26 protein-coding genes are annotated in these 24,295 nt (G+C 65.0%); 15 read left to right on the forward strand and 11 right to left on the reverse strand.

The features are described 5' to 3' along the window. The 3 genes from CHB90_RS12875 to CHB90_RS12885 form a co-directional block, all read right to left on the reverse strand. Window positions 1-521: SH3 domain-containing protein (locus CHB90_RS12875; RefSeq protein WP_089278280.1), on the reverse strand; the 521-nt coding region annotated here is incomplete at its 3' end. 417 nt (window positions 522-938) lie between these two features. After that, window positions 939-1,280, reverse strand: coding sequence for a DUF427 domain-containing protein (locus CHB90_RS12880; protein ID WP_089278281.1), 342 nt, complete (start codon window positions 1,278-1,280; stop codon window positions 939-941). 57 nt (window positions 1,281-1,337) lie between these two features. Then, window positions 1,338-3,104 (reverse strand): aminopeptidase P family protein, encoded by a 1,767-nt coding sequence (locus tag CHB90_RS12885; RefSeq protein ID WP_089278282.1) that lies wholly within the window; start codon window positions 3,102-3,104, stop codon window positions 1,338-1,340. 138 nt (window positions 3,105-3,242) lie between these two features. On the opposite strand from CHB90_RS12885, the gene CHB90_RS12890 reads away from it, so the two are divergent. After that, the gene (locus CHB90_RS12890; RefSeq protein WP_089278283.1) at window positions 3,243-3,683 is read left to right on the forward strand and encodes a hypothetical protein; all 441 of its coding nucleotides are present in this window, start codon (window positions 3,243-3,245) and stop codon (window positions 3,681-3,683) included. A 6-nt stretch (window positions 3,684-3,689) separates the two neighbouring features. Here the strand turns inward: CHB90_RS12890 and cobT are convergent, their stop codons facing one another. Next, window positions 3,690-5,567 carry a cobaltochelatase subunit CobT gene (cobT, locus tag CHB90_RS12895; protein ID WP_089278284.1) on the reverse strand — a complete coding sequence of 626 codons (1,878 nt, stop codon included), beginning with the start codon at window positions 5,565-5,567 and terminating at the stop codon, window positions 3,690-3,692. A 119-nt stretch (window positions 5,568-5,686) separates the two neighbouring features. Here cobT and CHB90_RS12900 point away from each other — a divergent pair, with 119 nt between their 5' ends. Next, window positions 5,687-6,715, forward strand: a complete 1,029-nt coding sequence (locus tag CHB90_RS12900) for a hypothetical protein (RefSeq protein WP_089278285.1) — start codon at window positions 5,687-5,689, stop codon at window positions 6,713-6,715. 15 nt (window positions 6,716-6,730) lie between these two features. Here the strand turns inward: CHB90_RS12900 and CHB90_RS12905 are convergent, their stop codons facing one another. The 3 genes from CHB90_RS12905 to cobS all read right to left on the reverse strand — a co-directional run bounded on the left by CHB90_RS12905 (window position 6,731) and on the right by cobS (window position 8,805). Further along, complete coding sequence (locus CHB90_RS12905) at window positions 6,731-7,063, reverse strand: hypothetical protein (RefSeq protein ID WP_089278286.1); 333 nt, start codon at window positions 7,061-7,063, stop codon at window positions 6,731-6,733. A 262-nt stretch (window positions 7,064-7,325) separates the two neighbouring features. Beyond that, window positions 7,326-7,778 carry a hypothetical protein gene (locus tag CHB90_RS12910; RefSeq protein WP_141135869.1) on the reverse strand — a complete coding sequence of 151 codons (453 nt, stop codon included), beginning with the start codon at window positions 7,776-7,778 and terminating at the stop codon, window positions 7,326-7,328. 40 nt (window positions 7,779-7,818) lie between these two features. Then, the gene (gene cobS, locus CHB90_RS12915; RefSeq protein ID WP_089278288.1) at window positions 7,819-8,805 is read right to left on the reverse strand and encodes a cobaltochelatase subunit CobS; all 987 of its coding nucleotides are present in this window, start codon (window positions 8,803-8,805) and stop codon (window positions 7,819-7,821) included. Window positions 8,806-8,897: 92 nt separating this feature from the next. Here cobS and CHB90_RS12920 point away from each other — a divergent pair, with 92 nt between their 5' ends. The 4 genes from CHB90_RS12920 (at window position 8,898) to rpiA (ending at window position 11,555) form a co-directional block, all read left to right on the forward strand. Continuing rightward, window positions 8,898-9,449 (forward strand): sigma-70 family RNA polymerase sigma factor, encoded by a 552-nt coding sequence (locus CHB90_RS12920; protein ID WP_089278289.1) that lies wholly within the window; start codon window positions 8,898-8,900, stop codon window positions 9,447-9,449. Window positions 9,450-9,457: 8 nt separating this feature from the next. Continuing rightward, window positions 9,458-10,129, forward strand: coding sequence for an anti-sigma factor (locus CHB90_RS12925; RefSeq protein WP_089278290.1), 672 nt, complete (start codon window positions 9,458-9,460; stop codon window positions 10,127-10,129). A gap of 120 nt (window positions 10,130-10,249) precedes the next feature. Continuing rightward, a complete protein-coding gene (locus CHB90_RS12930) occupies window positions 10,250-10,681 on the forward strand; it encodes a hypothetical protein (RefSeq protein ID WP_089278291.1) in 432 nt (143 codons plus the stop codon). A 91-nt stretch (window positions 10,682-10,772) separates the two neighbouring features. After that, window positions 10,773-11,555 carry a ribose-5-phosphate isomerase RpiA gene (rpiA, locus tag CHB90_RS12935; RefSeq protein ID WP_089278342.1) on the forward strand — a complete coding sequence of 261 codons (783 nt, stop codon included), beginning with the start codon at window positions 10,773-10,775 and terminating at the stop codon, window positions 11,553-11,555. 179 nt (window positions 11,556-11,734) lie between these two features. On the opposite strand, the gene CHB90_RS12940 is transcribed toward rpiA, so the two are convergent. Next, on the reverse strand, window positions 11,735-12,997 hold the full coding sequence (locus tag CHB90_RS12940) for a SulP family inorganic anion transporter (RefSeq protein ID WP_089278292.1): 1,263 nt from the start codon (window positions 12,995-12,997) through the stop codon (window positions 11,735-11,737). Between the two features lie 107 nt (window positions 12,998-13,104). Continuing rightward, window positions 13,105-14,058, reverse strand: coding sequence for a calcium/sodium antiporter (locus CHB90_RS12945; RefSeq protein WP_089278293.1), 954 nt, complete (start codon window positions 14,056-14,058; stop codon window positions 13,105-13,107). Between the two features lie 182 nt (window positions 14,059-14,240). On the opposite strand from CHB90_RS12945, the gene CHB90_RS12950 reads away from it, so the two are divergent. The 5 genes from CHB90_RS12950 to CHB90_RS12970 all read left to right on the forward strand — a co-directional run bounded on the left by CHB90_RS12950 (window position 14,241) and on the right by CHB90_RS12970 (window position 19,924). Continuing rightward, a complete protein-coding gene (locus CHB90_RS12950) occupies window positions 14,241-15,683 on the forward strand; it encodes an FAD-dependent oxidoreductase (RefSeq protein WP_089278294.1) in 1,443 nt (480 codons plus the stop codon). Window positions 15,684-15,744: 61 nt separating this feature from the next. Further along, window positions 15,745-16,914, forward strand: a complete 1,170-nt coding sequence (hflK, locus tag CHB90_RS12955) for an FtsH protease activity modulator HflK (RefSeq protein ID WP_089278295.1) — start codon at window positions 15,745-15,747, stop codon at window positions 16,912-16,914. Further along, window positions 16,914-18,023, forward strand: a complete 1,110-nt coding sequence (gene hflC / locus CHB90_RS12960) for a protease modulator HflC (protein ID WP_089278296.1) — start codon at window positions 16,914-16,916, stop codon at window positions 18,021-18,023. Before hflK ends, hflC begins: the two co-directional genes overlap by 1 nt. After that, the gene (locus CHB90_RS12965; RefSeq protein ID WP_089278297.1) at window positions 18,024-18,215 is read left to right on the forward strand and encodes a DUF2065 domain-containing protein; all 192 of its coding nucleotides are present in this window, start codon (window positions 18,024-18,026) and stop codon (window positions 18,213-18,215) included. Between the two features lie 317 nt (window positions 18,216-18,532). Beyond that, the gene (locus CHB90_RS12970; RefSeq protein WP_425426622.1) at window positions 18,533-19,924 is read left to right on the forward strand and encodes a Do family serine endopeptidase; all 1,392 of its coding nucleotides are present in this window, start codon (window positions 18,533-18,535) and stop codon (window positions 19,922-19,924) included. 191 nt (window positions 19,925-20,115) lie between these two features. Here the strand turns inward: CHB90_RS12970 and CHB90_RS12975 are convergent, their stop codons facing one another. Further along, the gene (locus CHB90_RS12975) at window positions 20,116-20,679 is read right to left on the reverse strand and encodes a peptidoglycan-binding domain-containing protein (RefSeq protein WP_089278299.1); all 564 of its coding nucleotides are present in this window, start codon (window positions 20,677-20,679) and stop codon (window positions 20,116-20,118) included. A gap of 116 nt (window positions 20,680-20,795) precedes the next feature. After that, window positions 20,796-21,128 carry an OB-fold nucleic acid binding domain-containing protein gene (locus CHB90_RS12980; protein ID WP_089278300.1) on the reverse strand — a complete coding sequence of 111 codons (333 nt, stop codon included), beginning with the start codon at window positions 21,126-21,128 and terminating at the stop codon, window positions 20,796-20,798. A 153-nt stretch (window positions 21,129-21,281) separates the two neighbouring features. Here CHB90_RS12980 and CHB90_RS12985 point away from each other — a divergent pair, with 153 nt between their 5' ends. From CHB90_RS12985 to CHB90_RS13000, 4 genes are all read left to right on the forward strand, one after another. Continuing rightward, window positions 21,282-21,605 (forward strand): 2Fe-2S iron-sulfur cluster-binding protein, encoded by a 324-nt coding sequence (locus CHB90_RS12985; RefSeq protein ID WP_089278301.1) that lies wholly within the window; start codon window positions 21,282-21,284, stop codon window positions 21,603-21,605. After that, a complete protein-coding gene (locus tag CHB90_RS12990; RefSeq protein WP_089278302.1) occupies window positions 21,605-22,360 on the forward strand; it encodes an FG-GAP repeat domain-containing protein in 756 nt (251 codons plus the stop codon). Before CHB90_RS12985 ends, CHB90_RS12990 begins: the two co-directional genes overlap by 1 nt. Before the next feature lie 179 nt (window positions 22,361-22,539). Continuing rightward, a complete protein-coding gene (locus CHB90_RS12995; RefSeq protein WP_089278303.1) occupies window positions 22,540-23,355 on the forward strand; it encodes a TIGR00282 family metallophosphoesterase in 816 nt (271 codons plus the stop codon). Then, window positions 23,352-24,272 carry a DMT family transporter gene (locus tag CHB90_RS13000; RefSeq protein WP_089278304.1) on the forward strand — a complete coding sequence of 307 codons (921 nt, stop codon included), beginning with the start codon at window positions 23,352-23,354 and terminating at the stop codon, window positions 24,270-24,272. The genes CHB90_RS12995 and CHB90_RS13000 overlap by 4 nt, the downstream gene beginning before the upstream one ends. The last annotated feature ends 23 nt before the right edge of the window (window positions 24,273-24,295 follow it).

Genomic DNA, 24,295 nt, shown 5'->3' on the forward strand with positions numbered 1-24,295 from the left:
CCGCCGTCGCGGCCGTGGTCAACCGACGGTTTGCGATCAGACAGAAAGCGGCTGCTGGCCCATCCAGTCCTGCCTTCGAAGGTCAGCTTGTACCAGCCGTCCTGTTTGTAGATCACACGGGCCTTTGCGCCGTGGGGCATCTTGTCGATGACAGTGTAGGACCGTCCCGGCCCGTTGCGCAGGTTCAGGTGGCCGTCACGGGGGGCGTCGATCCAATAGTCCTGCCCGCGGTTGTGCCCGACGTCGCGGTCATGGCCCTTTGCCGGGTCGTGGTCGGTGAGAAAGCCGCTGTGCGCCCATCCGATCAGACCAGAGACATGCCTGACCTTGACCCATTTTCCCGGCGCTTCGAGCAGCTTGACCCGGCTGGCGTGCGGCATCTTGCCAAGCACATCGTATTGGACGGATGGCCCGGTGCGCAGGTTGAGATACCCGTCGCGGGGCGCATCCACCCAGAGGGTCGTGGCCGCCGCCGCACTGGCGAGGAATATGGCCGAGAGGAGTGTCAGCAATCTAAGCATGGTGTCGTCCCTTGTTGCATAGGCGATGTCCCAGAACTGGCCCAAAGCGCCCGGAGGGGCAATGTCAGGGACATGATAGCGGATAGCAGCCATACATATCAATCGGTTGAAGGAGGCAGGCCAAGAGCGGTCACTGCGCAGGAAAAGCCCGCCGGGTGGCGGCGGATCGATTTGTCAGGCCAGTTCAGCTTGGCCGGACTCTTGGCCGTGCGGCATTTCCGAGTGTCTTTGTCAGGTTGAGGGCCGCCGCCCGGCGTCTGGGTGGCGGTGAACGCGTTGCCGGTCGCTTTGCGGGACTGACCGGGCTTTGCGGGCGCATCACCCGGCGGTTGGTGTATTCCAAAGGGCTGCTGAAACGCGAACCCCGCGCGCCGAGGGCGCACGGGGTCCGGGTCATCGTGTCGGCATAGCCTGCGGTCAGACGTGTTCGACCGCCACGCCGTCCTGAGCATAAAAGGCGATGTGGTCCTTGATCTGGGCCACATCGGGCTTGGGATCCTCATAGGACCAGGCCGCGTTCACATAAGTTGTGGATTTCGACATGATCGAGAAATAGCTGGCCGCGCCCTTGTGCGGACAGGCGGTGGTGTGATCGGTGGCATCGAGAAAGGCCATGGCGATGTCGCTACGCGGAAAGTAGACGATCATCGGATAGCCGTCTTCGTGCAATTCCAGCGCATTTGCGGATTCGCCCAGAACGGCCCCCCCGGCGCGCACAACCCAGGTGCCGCTGGCCGGCGTGATGGTGATATTGCTCATGTCATGTCCCCCAGAATTTGCCCGCACAACAGACGCGGGCCGTGTAACCTTGTCATGTCAGATGACAGAACAGGCCCCGGACAGCCACTGCCCTGTTGCCGCATCCAGATGCGGGGACAGCGTGTCGTAGACCTGTTGGTGATAGTCATTCAGCCAGGTGCGTTCGGCCTTGGTCAGTAGAGTAACGTCGATCAGCCGGGTGTCTATAGGCACCCAGGTCAAAGTTTCAAATTCCAGCATCTGCGGCACGCTTTGCCCGTCCAGTTTTGGCGCGGGTCGCACGGCGATCAGGTTTTCGATCCGGATGCCGTAGGCGCCTTCGCGGTAGAAACCCGGTTCATTGGACAGGATCATGCCCGCCTCCAGCGGCACTGTGCCGGTACGGGCGATGCGCTGGGGGCCTTCGTGGACGGACAGATAGGCACCGACGCCGTGGCCGGTGCCGTGGCCATAGTCCAGCCCGACTTCCCACAGCGCTGCGCGCGCAAAGGGATCAATGTCGCGCCCGGCCAGCCCTTTGGGAAAGCGCAGCCGCGAGATGGCGATCATCCCCTTGAGCACACGGGTAAAGGCCTGGGTTTCCTCGGCCCCCGGCGTGCCGATGGCGATTGTGCGGGTGATGTCGGTGGTGCCGTCCACATATTGACCGCCGGAATCCACCAGCAGCAGTTCGCCGTCGCCCACGGGCCGGTCGGTGTTGTCGGTGACGCGGTAGTGCACAATTGCGCCATTGGGTCCGCTGCCAGAGATTGTCTCGAAAGAGATGTCGCGCAGGGCGTTGGTGGCGCGGCGCTCTTCCTCAAGACGTTTGACGACGCCGATTTCGGTCAGGCTGCCGGGGGCTTGCGCGTCCAGCCATGCCAGAAACCGCACCATGGCCAGCGCGTCGCGGTGGTGCGCGGCGCGGGTGCCGTCCAGTTCGGCGGCGTTCTTGATCGCCTTTGGCATGAGGCAGGGATCAGGCCCGTCCTTTGGGTCACTGAGCGCGTCGGCCACCGCGACCGGACAACTGGCCGGGTCGATCTGAACCGGGCCGGTCAGCGCGGCAAGATCGGTCAGAAAGTCGGCAGGCGTGCGCAGCGTGACCTGAGGGCCAAGGTGATCGCCTATATCTGCCAGCTTGGCCGCGTCCATATACAGAGTGACGGTGGCATTGCCGTGCAGCACGGCAAAGCCGTGCGGCACAGGGGTGCGGGCAATGTCGCTGCCGCGGATATTGAGCAGCCAGGCAATGCTGTCGGGCAGGGTGATCACGGCGGCCCCAGCGGTCAGATCCTTGGCCAGCCGCGTGATCTTGTCCGCGTGAGCCTCACCCGCAAGGTCCAGCGATTGCGCAAAGACGCGGCCCTGCGGCGGGGCGGGTTGATCCGGCCAGATCGCATCCACCAGGTTGTCGGTGGGGGTCAGGGTCAGATCGGGCAGCTTGTCGACAAGCGTCCGGTGCAGATCGACGCTCAGCAACCACGGGTCAAAGCCCAGCTTGCCCTTGTCCAGCGCCGTGCCGATCCAGTCGGCCAGCGAGGTTTCCGGCCAGTCGACCTTTTCGAACACATCGGCGACCTGCGCCTTGACCTGCACGCGATACCGCCCGTCCACAAAGACAGCCGCCCGGTCCCGCAGGGCCACGCACCAGCCCGCCGATCCGGTGAAGCCGGTCAGCCAGGACAGACGTTCATCCCGGTCGGCCACATCCTCACCCTGATGCGCGTCGGCGCGGGGGATCAGGAACCCGTCAAGGCCGGTGTCGGCCAGTTTCTCACGCAAGGCGGCAAGGCGGGGCGGTCCCTGATCGGGTGAGGCTGTCTCGGTGAAACTCTGGAACATGGGGGTCTCCTTTGCGGCGCAAGGTATCCGATGGGGGGCGGGTCGCAAGACCGGGCGCTAGGGATTTCTTAAAGCCTCGGCTGGCATGTGCTAGGTTTGGACCCGCGTATCCGGGTTTCGATTGGCTGGTGGATGACCATGTACGACGCACGCAGCGTGACACAGGATTTTCTGGATCGTCAGGGTGAGGCGACAATTTCCGGCGACCTAGAGGGCACGCTGGCCTTTTGCGATCTGCCCTGCACATTGGAAAGCCTTGAGGGACGGACCGTCGCCCGAACGGAGGCCGAGATGCGTGCCATATGCCAGGCGTTCATAGACAGCCTGCGATCGCGACAGTTGACCCATATGATGCGCCGCGCGCTGGAGGCGGATTTCAAGGATGGGCAGACCATCTGGGCCACCTATGAGACACGCTATATCCGCGCCGGAAAGCTGTTGACTGACGATCCCTACGTTAGTTTCATCATTCTGAAGCGCGTTGCGGAGCGGTGGAAAATCAGCATGTTACAGCTGACCGCCAGCGGCGACAGCCCCGCCAACGCGACCTTGCGACAATGGACACCGGACGCCGACTGACCGGCGTCAACCTGCGCGCTTGATGCCCATGAACCGGGCGCGGGCGCGCGGATCACTGTCAAACAGCGCCGCCAGTTGTTCGGTCATCGCGCCGGCCAGTTGTTCCACATCGGTGATGGTCACGGCGCGGTCATAGTAGCGTGTCACGTCATGGCCAATGCCGATGGCCAGCAGTTCCACCTGCTTGCGGCGCTCGACCATGGCGATCACGTCGCGCAGGTGCTTTTCCAGATAGTTGGCCGGGTTTACCGACAGGGTCGAGTCGTCCACCGGCGCGCCGTCGGAAATCACCATCAGGATCTTGCGCACCTCGGGGCGTCCCGCCATCCGGCGGTGCGCCCATTCCAGTGCCTCACCGTCGATGTTTTCCTTCAACAGGCCCTCTTTCATCATCAGACCAAGGTTGTCACGGGTGCGCCGCCACGGCGCGTCCGCATGTTTGTAGATGATGTGGCGCAGGTCATTCAGGCGGCCGGGCTGTTGCTCGCGTCCCGCATTCAGCCACGCCTCTCGCGCCAGCCCGCCTTTCCACGCGCGGGTGGTAAAGCCGAGGATCTCGACCTTGACGGAGCAGCGTTCCAGCGTGCGCGCCAGAACGTCGGCGCAGATCGCGGCAATGCTGATGGGGCGGCCGCGCATGGAGCCGGAGTTGTCCAGCAGCAGCGTCACCACCGTATCGCGGAATTCGGTGTCCTTTTCGACCTTGAACGACAGCGGCGTCGTCGGGTTGGCCACCACGCGGGCAAGGCGACCGGCGTCTAGGATGCCTTCCTCGCGGTCAAACTCCCAGCTGCGGTTCTGCTGCGCCTGAAGACGGCGTTGCAGCTTGTTGGCCAGCCGCGAAACAGCGCCTTTCAGCGGTTCCAGCTGCTGATCCAGATAGGCGCGCAGGCGTTCCAGCTCGATCGGTTCGGCCAGATCCTCGGCGGCGATCTCTTCGTCGTTTTCGGTCGAATAGACCGCATAATCCGGGTCGGCCTCGGAAATGGGCTGTGGGGCGGGCGGCTCCAGCGGGGCCTCTCCCTCTGGCATCTCGGCCTCTTCGCCCAGCTCCTGATCGGCCATCTCATCCATAGAGACCTGCGCCTGGGAGGGATCCTGGGTTTCCTCCTGCGACTGTTCGGGAGAGGCGTCTGCCTCTTCGCCATCGTCGTCGTCGTCGCCGGTGGAATCGGGATCCTGATCGTCCTGTTCGTCGTCAACGCCGTCGTCGTCCGAGTCGTCGTCAAAGCTGTCGGGGTCATCGCCCAACTGGTCGCCATAGCCCAGATCGGTGATCATCTGGCGCGCGAATTTCGCAAAGGCGGTCTGATCGGCCAGCGTGTCGTCCAGCCGGTCAAGCGTGTCGCCCGCCTGGTTTTCCATGAACCCGCGCCACAGGTTCATGACGTTGGTCGCGTCGGGCGGCAGATCGCGTCCGGTGGCCAGATGCCGGATCAGATAATTGGCGGCCACCGACAGCGGCGCATCCGCCGCCTCGCGGATCTGACCATAGCCACGCCGGGTGGCCTCGGCGGCGATCTTTGCGTCGATGTTGCCGGCGGTGCCGGGCATGTCGCGCGCGCCCATCGCCTCGCACCGCGCGGTTTCCATCGACTCGTACAATTCGCGCGCCATGTCGCCCTGCGGCATGTAACGCGAATGGGTGCTGTTGTCGTGGTAGCGGTGATACAGCGCCAGCGCATCCGCCGTGCCACGCGCCAGCATCACCTCATCGCGCGACATCCGCCGCGAGACCTGCGGCAGGCGCATGGATTCGCCAGACACGCCGGACGGGTCGACCGAATAGCTGACCGACAGTTCAGGATCGTCGGCCATCACCTTGGTCGCCTCGGCGAGGGCCTTCTTGAACGGATCGGCGGGGTTGTCGCTGGGCTTGTTCATGGGGCTTTTATCCGCCCTTTGAGGTGCGCCTGCAAGGGGGCGCAGTCTTGGTCGTGGGACGGTTTTGAGGTAGGCTGCCGAAATTGGTCGATTTGTTTTTGAGCGAAAGGATTTCCGCGATGTTGCGTCTGCTTTGCGCCTGTCTGCTGGTCTTGCCGGGACTTGCCCGCGCGGATGTCACCTGTGCCGAGATGCAGGCCGCGTTTCATGTGCCGCCGCCGCCGACCGGCGTCTCCGAAGACCCGGATGGCCCGTTGGGCTGTTCGATCGAGGCGCTGAAGATGTTTGTGGTGAACCACAGCGCGCTGGCCGAGGCGGTCCCGGTTTCCGATCTGTCCGACCTGCATGGCGCGTGGTTGGGGGACCGCGTGTTCCCGTATCTGTCGGGGATCAGGGTGGCGGGACAGGAACTGCTGGTCTTTGCACCGGGGCCAGAGCCGGACACGGTGGCGGTCACGCAATACTGGATGAAGGCGATGTCGGGACCGTCCAATGCGCTGTGGTCGGACGACGGCGGCTATGTGGGCGTCGCGACAGAGGTGGTGCTGGAACGGGCCGGGGACGGCAAGTTCGGCGTGTTCCGGTCGGGCACGTCAATCCGCTACGGCGGGCTGCTACTGGAACTCGAACGCTCGCGCGATCTGGCGGTCAAGGCTCAGCTGAACCATTTCGAGTTGCCCTTTGCCCTGCGCCTTGCGGGGGATGTTCTGGTTCTGGAGGGCGCGCACCGCGAACCGGCGACCCGGATCCCGGTGGACTATGCGCGCAGCTATACGCGGGTTGCGCCCGGCGCGGCAGAGCAGGCGCTGACGTTGGTCATATCCTTCAGCCTCAGTCAGGCCCGGTTTTTTGATTGCCTCACGCACCAGATTTCGAATGGGGCGGGGCCGCTGTATGAGGCGATGGGCGCGGCGGATGTCTCTGCGTTGAACGCGCTGACCCGGTCGATGATTGCAAACGGGCGCCGACGTGGAGAGGTCGTGAGCGCCTTGGAGGCGGTCGAGGATCAGGACAAACGCGACCTTTTGCGACAAGAGCTGGTGGATTGGACAGAGGCGTATGTTGCGCTGATCCGAACGCCAGAGGCGCGCAGCCTGATGGACCGTTTCAATGAGGCGTCCGGCGGGGTCTGTCCGACTTTCAACTAGAACCGGTTGAGGGGATCAACCAAGAATCAGCGCCGCGCAGGGGCGTTGTGCCCGGCGGGCCGCCGCGTCGGCGCGACGTTTTCGGTCGGGGTCAGTGTGAAAGGTGGCGATTTGCAGCAGGTGGGCCTGCGCAAACTTGGCGCGGATGCGCATATCCAGCAGTTCGGGGCCGGGGATGCCGGAGCGGGACGCAACTGTGTCCAACAGCATTTCGAACAGGGCGCGGCGGTCCTGCGCCGCATCCGCGCCGCCCCCGATGAGCCAGCTATGCTCCATCTCTGCCGACGCGCGTCCAAGACAGGTGGCAAAGATCTGCGCCCGTTCACGCGGTACATCCGTCAAGGCCATCAGCGGGCTGGTGGCGATGCTCCATAGGCCTAAGGCGGTTATTATTGTTTTCAAAACGCCCATGAAGTGAACTTTACGCCGAAATTATTGCCAAACAATAAGGCGAAATGAAAACTTTTGGTTTGTGTGGGCAAAGCCGCGGCGCCGCACAGAAGGCGAAAGGCCCGGATGCATGCAGAATCGGCGCTTTCGGTGTGGGGGGGGGCGGGATATTTGTGGGCTACAGACCGGCGGCGCCCAAGGCGCGCCCGCTACTCCCGGCCTAGCGGTCCCAGTGCATTTGCTGCAATGCGCTCGGCTCGGGTTTTTTCGGCACGCCCAGTTTCGCCAACCTATTGCGGCAGTCGGTGATCTGGGTTTCCAGCACTTCGCGGGCATTGTCTGCCAGATCGGGTTGCGCCAGATTCTGGAGGATCCGGTAGAACTGGATTCGCGCCTGGAACCCCAGTTCAAAGTCGTCATCGCCGCGCTGGTCGCTGAAAAAGCGGATGCGCTCGTAAAACCCGTCGCGCATCTCTGTCAGGTCTGCGGTCTCGACCACCACCACCCGGTCGTCCTCGTTTTCGAGGGCAACCTTCAGGAATTCATGGCAGAAATTGTCGGCGCTATAGCCCTGTAACGGGGCGGCGGGATCAGCCTTTGGGTCAACCTTGGGAAAAGGGGGCCGGTTGTGCTGCACCATGTAAACACCGGCCACGGCAAGCAGAATGCCCACGCCCGCCAAGCGGACCCAGGCATTCCGGAGGCCAGTATTGTCAGCCAAGGCTGAGCGAGGCCGCGCTTTCCGGCAGTTCCTCATCAAAGCAACGCTGGTAGAACTCGGCTACGGTCTGGCGCTCCAGTTCATCGCATTTGTTCAGGAAGGACACGCGGAAAGCATAGCCGACATCGCGGAAGATCTCGGCGTTTTGCGCCCAGGCGATCACGGTCCGGGGCGACATCACGGTCGACAACTCACCATTCATAAAGGCGCGGCGGCTGAAATCGGCCACGGTCACCATCTGGCGGATCGTCTTGCGGCCCTTTTCGTTGTTGTAATGCGGTGCCTTGGACAGGATGATCTGGGTTTCCGCATCAATCGACAGGTAGTTCAGCGTCGCCACCAGCGACCAACGGTCCATCTGGCCCTGGTTGATCTGTTGCGTGCCGTGGTACAGGCCCGTCGTGTCGCCAAGGCCCACGGTGTTCGCGGTGGCGAAGATGCGGAAATACTTGTGCGGGGTGATGACCTCGTTCTGGTCCAGCAGCGTCAGCTTGCCGTCGGTTTCCAGCACGCGTTGGATCACGAACATCACGTCGGCGCGGCCTGCGTCATATTCGTCAAACACGATCGCGGTGGGGTTGCGCAGCGCCCAGGGCAGGATGCCTTCCTGGAATTGCGTGACCTGCTTGCCGTCCACCAGCTTGATCGCGTCCTTGCCGATCAGGTCGATGCGGCTGATGTGGCTGTCAAGGTTCACGCGGACCGCAGGCCAGTTCAGGCGCGCGGCAACCTGTTCGATATGCGTCGATTTGCCTGTGCCGTGATAGCCCTGGATCATCACGCGGCGGTTGCGGTTGAACCCCGCAAGGATGGCCAGCGTGGTGTCGGGATCGAACTTATAGGTGGAATCAAGGTCCGGCACCCGCGCGGTGCGGTCCGGAAAACCATGGACAATCATGTCGCTGTCGATGCCAAACACCTCGCGGACAGAGATTTCCTCGGTCGGTTTCGCGTTGATATCGATCATCCCGTCGGCCATGGTGCCCGCGTCCTTCTGTCAAATCTCGTATGCCTTGCGTTAGGTGCAACATATCTTGGCGAGGGGCAAGAGGAAGTGGTGAGGCGTTCGGTATGACCGCGCAGGAAGAGATCGAAGCCTTGCTGGCCCGTGTGTCCAGCGGCGACCGGACCGCGTTCCGCAAGTTGTACGCGGCGACATCCGCCAAACTCTATGGCATCGCCTTGCGCATCCTGCGCGACGAGGCGCTGGCGCAGGAGGTCATGGAAGAGGTCTTTACCGGCGTGTGGGAGCGCGCGGCGCAGTATCGTGGCGCGCTGGCCTCGCCGCTGACTTGGCTGGTGACGATCACCCGCGATGCCTCTATCGCGCGGCTGGGGGCGGAACGCGCGGCGGGCCGGATGACCGGGCCGGTGGAAATCACCGAGCGGCTGTATGCGCCCCGTCCCGAGGTCAAGGAACTGGAGGGCCTGCGTGAAGAGGCGCGGGCGCTGGAGACCTGCCTGCGCGAATTGCCGCGCGCCCGCGCCGACATGCTGCGACAGGCCTATCTGTACGGGGCGACCTATGCCGATCTGGCGCGCAGCGCGGGGGCATCGCAGGACAGCCTGCGGGCCACATTGCGCGGCGATCTGCTGGCGCTGCGCGATTGTCTGAGCCGATGAAGACGCCGTTGGACAGGGACTTGCCGGGCGGCTGGGAGGCCGGGGCAGCGGAATACTCTCTGGGTCTGATGCCCAAGGAGGAAATCGCCGGTTTCGAGTCGCAACTGGTGGCGGAACCGGACCTGCAACAGGATGTGGCGGCCTGGGCCGAGTATTTCGCCTGCTTCACCGATCTGATCCCCGAAGAGACCCCGCCGCCGCAAGTGCTGCGCCGGATCGAGGGCAAGGTGTTTGGCGCGGTGGAAAAGGCCCCGGTGTGGCAGCAGGTGTTGCCCTACCTTGTCGGTGCTGTGGTCGGGGTGGTGCTGGCCTGGGGTGTCTTTGCTTCTGGCCTGCTGGAGCCGGATCGCCCGGTATTGAGCGCCGACCTGTCGGCGGCAGACGGGGCGCTGACGCTGGATGCGCGGTTTGACACCGCCACCGGCGTGCTGACGGTCGCGCGCCGGACCGGGGCTGCCGCAGACGGGCGCGTGCTGGAGCTGTGGTTGATGCCGGATGACGGCGCGCCGATGTCGTTGGCACTGTTGCGCAGCGCCGAAACGCTGGTTGCGCTGCCACCGGAAGTGGTGCGCGATCTCAGCGGCGCGCGGCTGCTGGTCAGCGAGGAACCCGCCGGGGGTGCCCCGCAGGGGGCACCGTCGGACGGGCTGCGTGCCGAGGGGCGGTTGACCACGCGCTGATCTGTCTGTGTTGCCGATTTGCGACGTGCCCTGGCGTCGGGCCGGACAGGGTGGTTGCGGCGCAGCCATGGGCGGCCTAGCCCATGGCGCGAAACCGCAATTGCCTGACTGAGAGTTCCCATGGTCCGCACCATTCTATCGCCCGTGTTCGCTGCTGCCCTCCTGTTGTCCGCCGGGGTCGCCACTGCACAACAGACGCTTGTCGAGGTGCCGGTCAGCGCTCGTTTCACCCAAAGTGAAATGGGGTGGGACACAAATATGGGCAAGATCAACATTGCCTGGGCGGTTATGGACATCCGCGGTGTGGCGCATGTCTGCGGCGCGACCAGCGCCACCACCAGCTTTGCCCATCGCAATACAACCAAGGCGTTCCGCAAGGGCTGGATCAAGGTGAACGGTCAAAAGGTCATGACCGACATGAGCTTTTTCACCCGCGCCGCGCGCAAGACGGATCTGTCCACGGTCAAGGCGCGCTGCAAGGCGCTGCCGGGCAATGCCGGGCAGGGCAAACGTTTCCTGCTGGGCTTTGATCCGGTTCGGGTGCGGATGTAAGCCCGCGACAGGCCCCACTTTCACCTCGCGCCCCGGACGGGTGCGACCTATAAGAGCGCGGTCCGTTGCCTCATACCCATAGGAGATGTCCATGACCGGAGAGCTGTCCCCGATCGACAAGGCGAAATTCGCCGCTGCCAAACAGGCAGCAAGCCTGGTGGACTCCGGCATGCGCGTGGGATTGGGCACCGGCTCGACTGCGGCGTGGCTGGTCCGCTGCCTGGGGGAGTTGGTGCGCGAAGAGGGGCTGCGCTTTCGTGGCGTGCCGACCTCGACCCGCACGGCTGAACTGGCGCGGGACGTGGGGATCGAGGTGATCTCGCTCGATGAGGCGCGCTGGCTGGACATTACCATTGATGGCGCGGATGAGTTTGATGGCGATCTGAACCTGATCAAGGGCGGCGGCGGCGCGCTGTTGCAGGAAAAGATCGTGGCGACGGCGAGCGATCAGATGGTGGTCATCGCCGACGCGGCCAAGGAGGTCGAGCGGCTGGGGAACTTTCCGCTGCCGGTCGAGGTGATCCCCTTCGGGATGCAGACCTCGCAGGCCCTGATCGAAGAGACATTGGTGTCGATGGATGTGATGGGCCGTCAGACGACGCTGCGGATGAATGGGGACAAGCCGTTCTATACCGATGAGGGCAATCATATTCTGGACCTGCATCTGGGGCGGATCGGCAACGCGCGGCAGCTGGCCATGGTGCTCAACCAGATCCCCGGCGTGGTCGAGAACGGGCTGTTCATCGATATCTGCGACAAGGTGATCATTGGCTATGGTGACGGGCGGGTCGAGACCCGCGATATCAATGAGGGCACCGTCAGCGAGGCGCAGCTGGATTTTGCCGAGGATGACAACATCTTTCGCGATCTCTGAGCGGGGCTGTCCACGCGTGGACAGCGGTGCGCCTGTGTAAGATCAAGGGCTTACAGAGACGAATTTACGAACGGTTAGGGATTGGGCCGGATTGGGGGCCGCGTTTTCCGGGCTCAAGCCCGGCCTGCCGAGGGCCTCACGGCGGGCGTTACAGCCAGCGCCGGGGGGGGCCGCGCGGATCACTTGTCGCGCGGTGTCCAGTCGGCGGGCGGCGCATCGCGGCGGGCCAACCGCAGGGCCAGACCCAGGGCGACGCCGACGGCAATCGCCACGGTCAGATCCGCCAGCACCGTCAGAACCATTGTCAGACCCAACAGCCCCACATCCGACCGGCGACCGGCCATGTAGCCGCGCCATTTGTGCGGCTCTGACATGTTCCATGCGGTCAGGATCAACAGCCCGGCCAGCGCGGGCATCGCCAGTTTGCCGGCCAAAGGCGCGGCCACCAGCATCACCAACAGGATTGTCGCCGCATGGACCAGCCCGGCCACCGGCGTGCGGCCCCCGGCGCGGACGTTGGTTGCGGTGCGGGCGATGGCTCCGGTGACGGGCAGGCCGCCAAACAAGGATGAGCCGATATTGGCCGCGCCCTGCGCCAGCATCTCGGCGTTGGGGCGGTGCTTTCCTGCGATCATGCGGTCGGCGACCATGGCCGACAGCAGAGATTCGACCCCTGCCAGAAAGGCGATCACCACCGCCGAGGGCAGCAATTCCTGCATTCGGGCCAGCGACAGGTCGGGCAGAGCGGGCATGGGCAGCGTCGCGGGCAGCGCGCCAAAGCGCGACTGGATCGTGTCCACGGGCAGCGACAGCAGCGCCACCGCCGCCGATCCCAGCCCCACGGCCACAACCAGCCCCGGAAGCCGGGGGGCTGCGCGGCGCAGCAGCACGATCAGCACCATCGTCCCCAGCCCGGTGGCCAGTGCCGCGCCGTTGAACGTGTCGCGCGCGTCCCAGAGCGCCGCGATCTTGGGCAGGAAATCGGCCGGAACCTCTGCCATTGTCAGGCCCAGCAGATCCTTGAGCTGGCTGGCGGCGATGATCACGGCAATGCCGATGGTAAAGCCGTTGATGACCGGCTCTGGCACCAGCGCGACCAGCTTGCCCGCCTTGAGCGCGCCTGCGATCAGCAACAGAACCCCCGCCATGAATGTGGCGATGACCAGCCCGTCATAGCCGTGGGCGATGATGGTGCCATAGACCACAACGATAAACGCGCCGGTTGGCCCGCCGATCTGCACCCGGCTGCCGCCCAACAGCGACACCAGAAAACCGCCAATGATGGCAGTCACCAACCCCGCCCCCGGATCGGCCCCCGAGGCGATGGCAATGGCGAGACTGAGGGGCAGGGCAACCATGGCAACGGTCACGCCGGCCAGCGTGTCACGGGATAGGTCCGCGCGGCTGTAGCCGGGCAGAACCGTCATCAATTTGGGTTTCATGAGGTCAGGTTTTTTGAAATGTGTGCCCCCAAACTAGCGTCTGGTTTCAGTCTGTGCAAATGCAGCAAAGTCGCAGGGGCGGCTGTGGGGGTCGATTGTGTATTGTCTCAGGCGGTCATCAGCAGCCAGCCCATATAGGCCGCGTAGGACGCCAGCAGCGCCCCGGCCTCTCGCCGCGACACGCGCGCCCCTGTGGTTGCAAAGACCAGCAGCGCCAACGTCGCGGCCGCCATGACCCAGATGTCCACGCTCAGGATTTGCGCGGGGACATCGATTGGCACGACGAGGGCCGTGATGCCGAGAATTCCGAGCAGGTTGAACACGTTGCTGCCGATGACGTTGCCCAGGGCGACCGCGCCTTCGCCTCGGCGGACCGCCATGACAGAGGTGACCAGTTCGGGCATCGAGGTGCCGATTGCGACTATGGTCAGGCCGATGATCGTCTCGGAGATGCCCATGGAGGCGGCAATCCCCACGGCCCCCTGCACCAGAAACCGCGCGCCAAGCACCGTCAGCGCCAGCCCGGCAAGTGTCAGCAGGGCGTCGCGGCCCAGTCGGGTGGGGTGTTTGGGCAGCAGGTCGGCCTCAGCGGTGTAGAGCGCGCCGGTGTCGCTGGCGCGGCGGCGTTCCAGCAGCAGGGTGGTGCCGACATAGGCCAGCAGCGCGGCCACAAAGACCGCGCCGGTTGCGCGGCCAATGGTGCCTTGGCTCATGGCCCACAGCCCCAGCGCCGTGGCCCCCGCCAGCACCGCGCCGTCGCGCCACAGCGCGCGGGTGTCCACCGCGATCGGCGCGATCAGCGCGGCAATCCCGAGGATCAGCAGCACGTTGCCGATGTTGCTGCCCACCACGTTGCCCACGGCCAGACCGGGCGACCCGCTGAGCGCCGCTTGCAGGCTGGTCACAAGTTCCGGCGCGGAGGTGCCAAAGCCGACCAGTGTCAGGCCGATCACCAGCGGCGGCACCGCCAGGCTGCGCGCCAGGTTGACCGCGCCGCGCACCAGCAGGTCACCGCCCGCCACGAGGGCGATCAAGCCGCCAAGAACAAAGAGAAAGGTCATGGTGTCGTTCTGTCCCAATAGGTGCCGGAGGGGCACAGCGCCAAGATGGGGATGCGCGGCCGCGCTGCAAGGCCCTGTGCTTCGTCGGGCCACGCGGCTGTGACGGATGCGGGGCATTCGCTGTCTGGCTTTCCCGGGCTGCCTGTGAAATACACTTTGGCGGGTCAGGCAAGGATGCGGACATGAGCGATTTCGACTACGATCTCTTTGTCATCGGCGGCGGTTCTGGCGGCGTGCGTGCGGCGCGTGTTGCGGCGGGCGAGACGGGGGCCAAGGTGGGTCTGGCAGAGATGGACCGCTATGGCGGCACCTGCGTGATCCGGGGCTGTGTGCCGAAAAAGCTGATGGTCTTTGCCAGCGAATATGCCGGAATGCCCGGTGAGGCGCGCGCTTATGGTTGGGACGTGGCGGATGGTGTTTTTGACTGGACGGCGTTTCGCGGCAAGCTGGACGCGGAGCTGGACCGGCTTGAGGGCGTGTATCGCAAGCTGCTGTCCGGCTCTGGTGTCGACAGTTTCGATGCCCGTGCGCGGCTGAAGGACGCCCATACGGTCGAGCTGTCCACCGGCGAGGTGAAGACGGCCAAGCATATCCTGATCGCCAGCGGCGGGCGGCCGGTGCGGCCGGACATGCCCAACGCCGATTTGGGCATGGTGTCGGACGATCTGTTCCATATGGAGCGGTTGCCGAAATCGCTCCTGATCGTCGGCGGCGGTTATATCGCCTGTGAGTTCGCCTGCATCCTGCACGGGCTGGGTGTCGAGGTGACGCAGTATTATCGCGGGGCGCAGATCCTGCGCGGTTTCGACGAAGAGGCGCGCGGCTTGATTGCCGACGCGATGAAGGAACGCGGTATCGACCTGCACACCGGCACCAACATCGTCGAGATGCACCGCGCGGGCGACCCGGACGAGGATGCGCTGGACGACGCCCCGGTCGAGGCGCTGCAATACGGGGCTGGTGGGCATGTCGGACCCAGCGACGGCGCGATCCGCGTCAAGGCGACCAACGGCAACATCCGCGAGTTCGACGCGGTGCTGTTCGCGACGGGCCGCGCGCCCAACACCGCCGATATGGGGCTGGAGGAGGCCGGTGTCACGCTGGGCCGGGGCGGCGCCATCGAGGTGGATGACTACAGCCAGAGCAAGGTGCCCTCGGTCTATGCCATCGGCGATGTGACCAACCGGGTGAACCTGACCCCGGTGGCGATCCGCGAGGGCATGGCCTTTGTCGAGACGGTGTTCCGGGGCAACCCGACGCCGGTGGATCACGAGCTGATCCCCAGCGCAGTGTTCACGCAGCCCGAGATGGGCACCATCGGCCTGACCGAAGAGGCCGCCGCCGAACAGGAAGAAATCGAGGTGTACTGCACCTCTTTCCGGCCCATGCAGACCGCCTTTGCCGACAAGCCCGACCGGGTGCTGATGAAACTGATCGTCTCCAAGGCCTCGCGCAAGGTGCTGGGATGCCATATCGTGGCCCCGGGCGCGGGTGAGATGATCCAGCTGGCGGGCATCGCCATCAAGATGGGCGCGACCAAGGAAGACTTTGACCGGACGGTGGCGGTGCATCCGACAATGTCCGAGGAAATGGTGACCATGCGCAATCCGACCAGGACCGCTTGAATTTGCGGGCGCCGGGCACAGGTAACATAACATATCGACAGACGAGGAAGGACGGAAGTTCATGGCAGGTAACAGCGGCGGCCCCTGGGGGGGCGGCGGTGGCAACCAGAACGGTGGTGGCAATGGTCAACGTCCGCCCAGTGGCGGCGGTGGCGGTGGCGGGCGACGCCCGGAAGACAGCCAGATCCCCGAGATCGACGAATTGATGAAAAAAGGCCAGGAACGCCTGCGCGTTCTGATGGGCGGGCGCGGCGGCGGCTCGGGCAAAAACGGCTCTGGCGGCAATGGCGGCGGCTCGGGTGGTCCCGGTCTGACGCGGGGCACCGTGGGCATCGGCGTGCTGGTGCTGCTGGGCCTGTGGTCCTTTGCCAGCATCTATACCGTGCGGCCCGAAGAGCAATCGGTCGAACTGTTCCTTGGCACCTATTCGAGCACCGGCAATCCGGGCCTGAACATCGCGCCTTGGCCGTTTGTGACCTATGAGGTTGTCAATGTGACCTCGGAACGGACCGAAACCGTGGGTGCGGGCCGTGGTGGCAACGACGGTCTGATGCTGACCACCGATGCGAACATCGTCGACATCGATTTCCAGGTGGTCTGGAACATTTCGGACCCCGCCAAGCTGCTGTTCAACATCCGTGATCCGCAACTGACGGTTCAGGCGGTGTCGGAATCGGTGATGCGTGAGATCATCGCGGCATCGACCCTTGCGCCGATCCTCAACCGTGACCGTGGTGCGATTGCCGATGGCGCGCGTGAGCAGATCCAGGCAACGCTGGACGAATACGACAGCGGCATCAGCATCGTGCGGATCAACCTTGATAACGCCGACCCGCCGAATGAGGTGATCGATGCCTTCCGCGCCGTGCAATCGGCCGAGCAGGAACGTGACCGGCTGGAACGTCAGGCTGACGCCTACGCCAACCGTGTGGTCGCCGAGGCACGCGGTGCCGCGGCGCAGGCGCGTGAAGAGGCCGAAGGCTATCGCGCACAGGTCGTGAACCAAGCCGTTGGTGAGGCCGCGCGCTTTACCAGTGTTCAGCGGGAATACGCGCTGGCCCCCGAGGTCACGCGCCGTCGCCTGTATATCGAGACGATGGAAAGCGTGTTGGGATCGGTCGACAAGATGATCCTCGACAATTCGGTGACCAATGGTGGCGGGGCTGCCGGTGGCGGCGTCGTGCCGTATCTGCCGCTGAATGAACTTCGCCGCAGCGGAGGGAACAACTGATGCGCAAGACAACTTATCTATTGCCCGGCCTCGTGGTGGCCATTGTCGTCGTGCTGTCGTCGATCTTTGTGGTGGACGAACGCGAAAAGGCGCTGGTGCTGCAATTCGGCCAGATCAAGGCTGTCAAGGAAGAGCCGGGGCTGGCGTTCAAGATCCCGCTCATTCAGGAGGTCGTGCGCTATGACGACCGTATCCTGTCGCTGGACACGCAAACCATCGAGGTGACGCCGTCGGATGACCGCCGCTTGGTCGTTGACGCCTTCGCCCGTTACCGGATCGCCGATGTGGTGCAGTTCCGGCAAGCGGTGGGCACCGGCGGCCTCCGCGTGGCTGAGGATCGCCTGTCAGGCATCCTGAACGCGCAGATCCGTGAGGTGCTGGGTGCCGATCAGGTCACGTCGGACCGAATCCTGTCCAAGGACCGGGGCGAGCTGATGATCCGCATCCGTGACAGCGCCCGCGTGCAGGCCCGTTCGCTGGGTCTGGATGTGGTCGACGTGCGTCTCAAGCAGACCAACCTGCCGCAGCGCAACCTCGAGGCCACCTTTGACCGGATGAAGGCGGAACGTGAACGTGAGGCGGCGGACGAGATCGCCCGTGGTAACGAAGCGGCGCAGCGTGTGCGCGCGCTGGCGGATCGTACCGTGGTCGAAACGCTGTCGGTCGCGGACCGGGACGCCAACGTGATCCGGGGTGAGGCCGACGCGGAGCGGAACAGGATCTTTGCCGATGCCTATGGCGCGGACCCCGAGTTCTTTGCCTTCTATCGCTCGCTTCAGGCCTATGAGACGTCGCTGAAGGGCGACAATTCGACCATGGTCATGACGCCGGACAGCCAGTTCTTCGAGTACTTCAAGAACGAACTGTCGACCAACGGCTCTGTGACCCTGCCGGACCCTGTGGCCCGCGCCGAGGCCCCGGACGCACCTGCGCCGGACGCCCCCGAAGCGCCGGAAATGCCAGAACCGTTTGACCTGACCCCGGTTGACCCGGCTCCGGTCGATCCGGCCCCGGAAAGCCCGGAGGCGGTCGACCCGGCCCCGGAACCGGCAGATCCGGCACCGGCTCCCGAGGAGCCCGAGGCCGACACCCTGCCCGCCGACAATTAATTGAGCGGGACGGACATATTGACGGGGATCGGAATGGTCCTTGTGATCGAGGGGCTGGTCTATGCACTGGCCCCTCAGCTTGTGGAGCGCCTGCTGGAGGCGCTCCGCAGCCTGTCCATCGAACAGCGCCGCAATCTGGGGCTGTTGACGCTGGTGTCGGGTCTGCTGGTGTTGTGGATCGCCAAAGGCTGACGCCCCCGACGGACGCGCGCAGACGTCCGGTGCCAAACGGTTTTTCCGCCGTTGGCGTCCTTTCCCCTAGCGGAATTGTGCCGATTCCCCCGTGTAACGCCGCCCTCACAAACCAGTGAGGTGTGATTTCATCCCTTTGGTGTTGCGCGTGCGCACCTATGTTTGTCACACTGACCGATAGGAGGCAGGCGGCGGCGTGTGGCCCCGCGCGCCCGCTGGCTGGCAGAGACAAGGAGACCCCATTGAAACCGCAATCCCTCGCCCTGACGCAGGAGAATGCGACACCGCTGCGGCTGTTCTGGCTGGCATCGCTGTCGATGATCCTGATCGTATCGCAATCCCTGATGGCCCATGCGCGCGGCGCGCCCGAAAGCTTTGCCGATCTGGCTGAGCGGATCAGCCCCGCCGTCGTGAACATCACCACCTCGACGACGGTTGCAGGCCGCAGCGGCCCGCGCGGCGTTGTGCCCGAAGGCAGCCCGTTCGAGGATTTCTTTCGTGAGTTCCAGGACCGTGGCGGCCCCGACCGTCCGCGCCGCTCTTCGGCGCTGGGTTCTGGCTTTGTCATTTCCGAAGACGGCTTTATCGTGACCAACAACCACGTCATCGAAGGCGCGGATGAGATCACCATCGAATTCTTCGAGGGGTTCGAACTGCCTGCGACGCTGGTGGGCACCGACCCGAACACCGACATTGCGCTGCTGAAGGTCGAGGCAGAGCGCCCGCTGGTCTATGTCAGCTTTGGCGACAGCGACACTGCCCGTGTGGGTGAGTGGGTGATGGCGATGGGCAACCCGCTGGGACAGGGCTTTTCCGTCTCGGCCGGGATCGTGTCGGCGCGCAACCGCGCGCTGAGCGGCACCTATGACGACTACATCCAGACTGACGCCGCCATCAACCGGGGCAACTCGGGCGGTCCGCTGTTCAACATGGCGGGTGAGGTGATCGGCGTGAACACCGCGATCCTGTCGCCCAACGGCGGCTCGATCGGCATCGGGTTCTCGATGGCGTCGAACGTGGTGACCAATGTGGTCGGCCAGTTGCAGGAGTTCGGCGAAACCCGCCGCGGCTGGCTGGGCGTGCGCATCCAGGACGTCAGCGAAGACGTGGCCGATGCCCTGAGCCTGGCAGAGGCCAAGGGCGCGCTGGTGTCGAACGTCCCCGAGGGACCGGCGCTGGAGGCCGGTGTGGCCGCAGGTGACGTGATCCTGTCGTTTGACGGGGTCGAGGTCGAAGACACCCGGCAGCTGGTCCGCATCGTGGCCAACACACCGGTGGGCAAGACAGTGCGCGTTGTGGTCAACCGCGATGGCGCGACGCAGACGCTGAAGGTCACGCTGGGCCGCCGGGAAGAGGCGCAGGGCGCCGTGCCCGCCGCCGCGCCGGTGATGCCGGACGCGCCGGAAGAGGTGCAGACCCTTGGCCTGACCCTCAGCCCGCTGACGGATGCGATCCGCTCTGAACTGGGTGTGCCTGCCGGCATGCAGGGTCTGGCGATCATGGATGTCGACGCCACGAGCGAGGCCTTTGAAAAGGGTCTGCGGGCCGGTGATGTGGTGACCGAAGCGGGTCAGCAGGCGGTCAGCAGCATCGAAGACCTGGAGGCGCGGATCGAAGAGGCCCGCGACGAGGGTCGCAAATCGATCCTGTTGCTGGTGCGCAGCGGCGGCGACCCGCGCTTTGTCGCGCTGAGCCTGTCTGACGGCTGAGACGCGGATCACCTGCGCATGACGACACGAGAGCGGAGCGCCCCTTGGGGTGCTCCGTTTTTTTTGTGCGGGTCGTGTTTTGGGTGGGGGCGACGTGTGCCGCGGATTATCGGGTGTGCTGACGGTTGGGGACGTTGATGCCTTGGACGGTGGCAATGGGGGGGCGTGGGGTCCGGCGGTCGGTTGAAGACTTAGAGGGTGTCTTGCGCGGGTGGTTTTGCGGGCAGTTCGACCGCAACCAGACCCAGCGCCCGCGCGGTTTCCAGCGAGAGCTGCGCGCTTTTCAAGCCGCGCTCTGACTGGTAGGCGCGCACGGCGGCAGTGGTCGGGGCGTCAAGTGTGCCGGTGACATTGCCCGCGAAATAGCCGCGCGCGGCCAGTGCCCGCTGGACCGAGGCGATGAACTCGGGTGTCATCTGTTCCGGGCAGGGGGCCTCGAACGTGATCTCGCCGCGTTCGCGGACGACGCGCGGCACGGGCGCCTTGCGGTAGATCGGCGGGCGGATCACGGTGCCATCCTCGGCGATTTCCGCCTGCACCACCTGCACCTCGCCCATGACATGCTCATAGATCGCCGGTTGCACGTCGCGGGCGCGGCAGGTGCCGTCCTCTACATGTTCAGCCATGGGCGGTTGACCCTCGGGGGGCAGGGCATCACGGCTGACGGTCTGGCTGACGGTCTGCGGGTCGCCACAGGCGGCAAGCGCGGTCAGCGCAGCCAGCAGCGCGGCCGGGGGCCTTGGGGGTCGGGACATCTCTGCTCGGGCCTCTTGTGTGCCTTTGATGCGGCGAACATAGCGGTTTTGACAGGCGCTGCCTAGAGTGCCGAAAGGACGGCCGCCAAAAGGCCGGCGGCGCATCGCCTGAGCGCTCAGGGCGTGTCCAGCAAGCGGTCCAGCAGGGGCGAAATGTCCTCGATCTGTTCAGAGATGACGTGGGTCACGCCGTTCTCGCGTTGCAGCCGGCCGGTGACGCGCAACATGCGGCCCGCGATCACGGCGCGGCGGAACTGTTCATACAGCTTGCGCCAGACGATGATGTTCACCACGCCGGTCTCATCCTCCAGCGTGATGAAGATCACGCCCTTGGCGGTGCCGGGGCGCTGCCGCAGGATCACCAGCCCGGCCACGGTGACGCGCGCGCCATTGGGCGGCAGGCCCAGGCGGTTGGCGGGCAGGCAAGACGGGGGGCGGGGCCAGTTCATGCGAACGTATATAGAACATGTGTCGCGCAGTGCCATGTTTTTCGCGGCGCGCGGATCACGAAAGGCACCTGTGGTCGCAAAGGTGCAATAGGGGGTGGCGGTGGCGGGATGGGCGCACTACCTAGGGTGTCGAATTTCAAGGAGAGCGGTGAAATGGCCAAGATCACCTATATCGAGCACAACGGCACAGAGCATGTCGTCGACGTCCCCAACGGTCTGACCGTCATGGAAGGGGCGCGGGACAACAACATCCCCGGAATCGAGGCGGATTGCGGCGGAGCCTGCGCCTGTTCCACCTGCCATGTCTATGTGGCCGAGGACTGGGTGGAAAAGCTGCCCGCGAAGGAAGACATGGAAGAGGACATGCTGGATTTCGCTTTTGAGCCCAATGCCAAACAATCGCGCCTGACCTGCCAGTTGCGCGTCACCGATGCGCTGGACGGTCTGGTCGTGAAGATGCCCGAGAAGCAGATCTGATGCGGACGGGGGCGCCGCGTCTGCCGGGGCGCCCTTGGCCCATGATCGCGCGCGGCGCGCGGGTGGCGCTGTGCCTGTGGCTGGTGTCTCCCGTGGCGGTTGTTGCGCAAGAGGCCGTCGCCGCGCGCTATGAAGGCGCGGTGACACGTTACCCGCACGGCGTTCTGGGCGACGAGATCGAATACGACACGCTGGCGGTGACCCTGTCGGACGGGCGCGTGCTGCGCCGCCGCTGGGACGCGCCGCTTGTGTTCGAAGACGTCGCCCCCCGGCTGTGGGATGTGACCGGCGACGGGCTGCCGGAAATCGTCACGGTAGAGAGTCACGAAACGCGCGGCGCGCGGCTGGCGGTCTGGGCGGTCACGGAGGGCAGTCTGGACCCGCTGGCGGCGACGCCGTTTATCGGCCAGCGGTTCCGCTGGCTGGCACCGATCGGGGCGGCGGATCTGGACGGCGACGGCGCGATAGAGATCGCCTATGTCGACCGCCCTCATCTGGCCAAGACCCTGCGCATCTGGCGCTTTGCTGAGGGCGCGCTGACCGAGGTTGCGGCGGCCCCGGGGGTCACCAACCACCGGATCGGTTGGGATTATATCGCGGGTGGGCTGCGCACCTGCGGCGACGGGCCAGAGATGATCCTTGCCAGTGGCGACTGGGCGCGGGTCGTTGCGGTGCGTTTCGACGGCACTGTCAGCTCGCACGATCTTGGACCCTACAGCGCCGACCGGATGGCCGCTGCCCTGACCTGCCACTGACCGGAATTTTCGGCGCTGCGCTATGCGGCTTCTTCTGGCTAAAAATATCCCGGGGGTGAGGCCGCAGGCCGAGGGGGATTTGTTCAGTGCACGCCTCTGGCGTGACGCCCCCTTGCCCCGACCTGCCAGGTACGATTGGGGCTTTGCTTTCGCCGTCGCGCGAATTACCCCTGTCGGCCATGAAAATACTCTTTCTTGGCGATGTCATGGGCCGCGCGGGGCGGCAGGGGATCACAGAGCGGCTGCCGGCCCTGCGCAGGGATTGGCGGCTGGATTTCGTGATCGTGAACGGCGAAAACGCCACCAATGGCGCGGGTCTGTCGGCGGAACACGCCAAGGCGATCTTTGAGGCGGGCGCAGATGTGGTCACGCTGGGCGATCATGCCTTCGATCAAAAGGAAATGCTGACCCATATCGAGGGCGACACCCGCGTCATCCGCCCGTTGAACATTGCCCGTCAGGCACCGGGGCGCGGGGCGGCGATGTACAAGGACGCGCGCGGGCGCAAGGTACTGGTGGCGCAGGCGCTGGGGCAGGTGTTCATGAGCCGCAACTACGACAGCCCCTTTGTCGCCATCGACGATCTGCTCAAGCGGCACCCGCTGGGCGGGCAGGCGCAGGCCATCGTGGTTGACATGCACTGCGAGGCAACCTCGGAAAAGATGGGCATGGGCCATTTCTGCGACGGGCGCGCCAGTCTGGTGGTGGGCACACATACCCATGTGCCGACCTCGGACACGCAGATCCTGCCCGGCGGTACGGCGTTTCAGTCGGACGCGGGCATGTGCGGCGACTATAACTCGGTCATTGGCATGGACCCGGCAGAGCCGCTGCGTCGGTTCGTCAATGGCATGGGCAAGGGCAGGTTCAACCCCGCGCTGGGGGAGGCGACGCTATCGGGCGTTTATGTCGAAACCGACGACGCCACCGGCAAGGCCGTCATGGTCAAGATGGTTCGGCAGGGTGGGCGGCTGGAACAGTCCGGCCCCGCATGACCCGGCTTTTGCCCTTTGCCACGCTGGTGGTGACGGGCGCAGCCTGGGGCGCGACGCAACCGCTGGCCAAGGTCGCGGTGTCTGAGGGCTATCGACATTTCGGTCTGATCTTTTGGCAGGCGATGCTGGTGGGACTGCTGCTGGGCATGCTGACGCTGATCAGGGGCAAACGCCTGCCGCTGCGACCGGCGGCCCTGCGACTGTATCTGTTTATCGCCGTGATCGGCACGGTTGCACCCGGCATCGCGTCGTATCAGGCGGCGGTGCATCTGCCGTCGGGCGTGCTGTCGATCCTGCTGAGTTCGGTGCCGATGTTCGCGTTGCCCATCGCGCTGGCGCTGGGGACCGACCGGCTGTCGGCCGCGCGGGTGCTGGGCCTGCTTTTGGGCCTGGGCGGGGTCGCCCTGCTGGTGCTGCCGGAGGCAAGCCTGCCTGCGGGCACGCAGGCGGTCTGGATCGCCATCGCGCTGATCGCCTCGGCCTGTTACGCGCTGGAGGGCAATGTGGTCGACAAATGGGGCACGCAGGGGTTGGACGCGGTGCAGGTCCTGACCGGGGCCTCAATCCTGGGCGCGGCGCTGAGCCTGCCGCTTGCACTGGCAAGCGGTCAGTTCATCGTGCCGGATCTGCCGCTGGGGGCACCGGACAAGGCGGTGATCGCCAGTGCGGCGCTGCACGGTTTTGCCTATTCCGCCTATGTCTGGCTGGTGGGTCGCGCGGGGGCGGTGTTTGCCGCGCAGGTCAGCTATCTTGTCACGCTGTTTGGCGTCACCTGGGCGATGCTGTTCCTGTCCGAGGCCTATGCCGGCTGGGTCTGGGTTGCGCTGATCCTGATGATGGCGGGCATGACCCTTGTGCAGCCGCAGCGTAAACCGCTTGTACCCGCTCCGGCGTCAGGTCAGAATGCGGTCGGTTGAGAGCGGGCGGTGAACTGAGCGAA

The sequence above is a fragment of the Antarctobacter heliothermus genome, assembly GCF_900188425.1.
In the GTDB taxonomy this organism is placed as follows: domain Bacteria; phylum Pseudomonadota; class Alphaproteobacteria; order Rhodobacterales; family Rhodobacteraceae; genus Antarctobacter; species Antarctobacter heliothermus.

Excerpts from the sequence above, each read along its gene's own strand:
- CHB90_RS12985 (WP_089278301.1), top strand. The coding sequence starts at position 21,282 with ATGGCCAAGATCACCTATATCGAGCACAACGGCACAGAGCATGTCGTC.
- hflK (WP_089278295.1), top strand. The coding sequence starts at position 15,745 with ATGGCAGGTAACAGCGGCGGCCCCTGGGGGGGCGGCGGTGGCAACCAG.
- CHB90_RS12950 (WP_089278294.1), top strand. The coding sequence starts at position 14,241 with ATGAGCGATTTCGACTACGATCTCTTTGTCATCGGCGGCGGTTCTGGC.
- hflC (WP_089278296.1), top strand. The coding sequence starts at position 16,914 with ATGCGCAAGACAACTTATCTATTGCCCGGCCTCGTGGTGGCCATTGTC.
- CHB90_RS12890 (WP_089278283.1), top strand. The coding sequence starts at position 3,243 with ATGTACGACGCACGCAGCGTGACACAGGATTTTCTGGATCGTCAGGGT.
- CHB90_RS12900 (WP_089278285.1), top strand. The coding sequence starts at position 5,687 with ATGTTGCGTCTGCTTTGCGCCTGTCTGCTGGTCTTGCCGGGACTTGCC.
- cobS (WP_089278288.1), bottom strand. The coding sequence starts at position 8,805 with ATGGCCGACGGGATGATCGATATCAACGCGAAACCGACCGAGGAAATC.
- CHB90_RS12995 (WP_089278303.1), top strand. The coding sequence starts at position 22,540 with ATGAAAATACTCTTTCTTGGCGATGTCATGGGCCGCGCGGGGCGGCAG.
- CHB90_RS12990 (WP_089278302.1), top strand. The coding sequence starts at position 21,605 with ATGCGGACGGGGGCGCCGCGTCTGCCGGGGCGCCCTTGGCCCATGATC.
- CHB90_RS13000 (WP_089278304.1), top strand. The coding sequence starts at position 23,352 with ATGACCCGGCTTTTGCCCTTTGCCACGCTGGTGGTGACGGGCGCAGCC.
- CHB90_RS12980 (WP_089278300.1), bottom strand. The coding sequence starts at position 21,128 with ATGAACTGGCCCCGCCCCCCGTCTTGCCTGCCCGCCAACCGCCTGGGC.
- CHB90_RS12880 (WP_089278281.1), bottom strand. The coding sequence starts at position 1,280 with ATGAGCAATATCACCATCACGCCGGCCAGCGGCACCTGGGTTGTGCGC.
- CHB90_RS12970 (WP_425426622.1), top strand. The coding sequence starts at position 18,533 with ATGATCCTGATCGTATCGCAATCCCTGATGGCCCATGCGCGCGGCGCG.
- rpiA (WP_089278342.1), top strand. The coding sequence starts at position 10,773 with ATGACCGGAGAGCTGTCCCCGATCGACAAGGCGAAATTCGCCGCTGCC.
- CHB90_RS12885 (WP_089278282.1), bottom strand. The coding sequence starts at position 3,104 with ATGTTCCAGAGTTTCACCGAGACAGCCTCACCCGATCAGGGACCGCCC.
- CHB90_RS12945 (WP_089278293.1), bottom strand. The coding sequence starts at position 14,058 with ATGACCTTTCTCTTTGTTCTTGGCGGCTTGATCGCCCTCGTGGCGGGC.
- cobT (WP_089278284.1), bottom strand. The coding sequence starts at position 5,567 with ATGAACAAGCCCAGCGACAACCCCGCCGATCCGTTCAAGAAGGCCCTC.
- CHB90_RS12920 (WP_089278289.1), top strand. The coding sequence starts at position 8,898 with ATGACCGCGCAGGAAGAGATCGAAGCCTTGCTGGCCCGTGTGTCCAGC.
- CHB90_RS12940 (WP_089278292.1), bottom strand. The coding sequence starts at position 12,997 with ATGAAACCCAAATTGATGACGGTTCTGCCCGGCTACAGCCGCGCGGAC.
- CHB90_RS12905 (WP_089278286.1), bottom strand. The coding sequence starts at position 7,063 with ATGGCCTTGACGGATGTACCGCGTGAACGGGCGCAGATCTTTGCCACC.
- CHB90_RS12975 (WP_089278299.1), bottom strand. The coding sequence starts at position 20,679 with ATGTCCCGACCCCCAAGGCCCCCGGCCGCGCTGCTGGCTGCGCTGACC.
- CHB90_RS12930 (WP_089278291.1), top strand. The coding sequence starts at position 10,250 with ATGGTCCGCACCATTCTATCGCCCGTGTTCGCTGCTGCCCTCCTGTTG.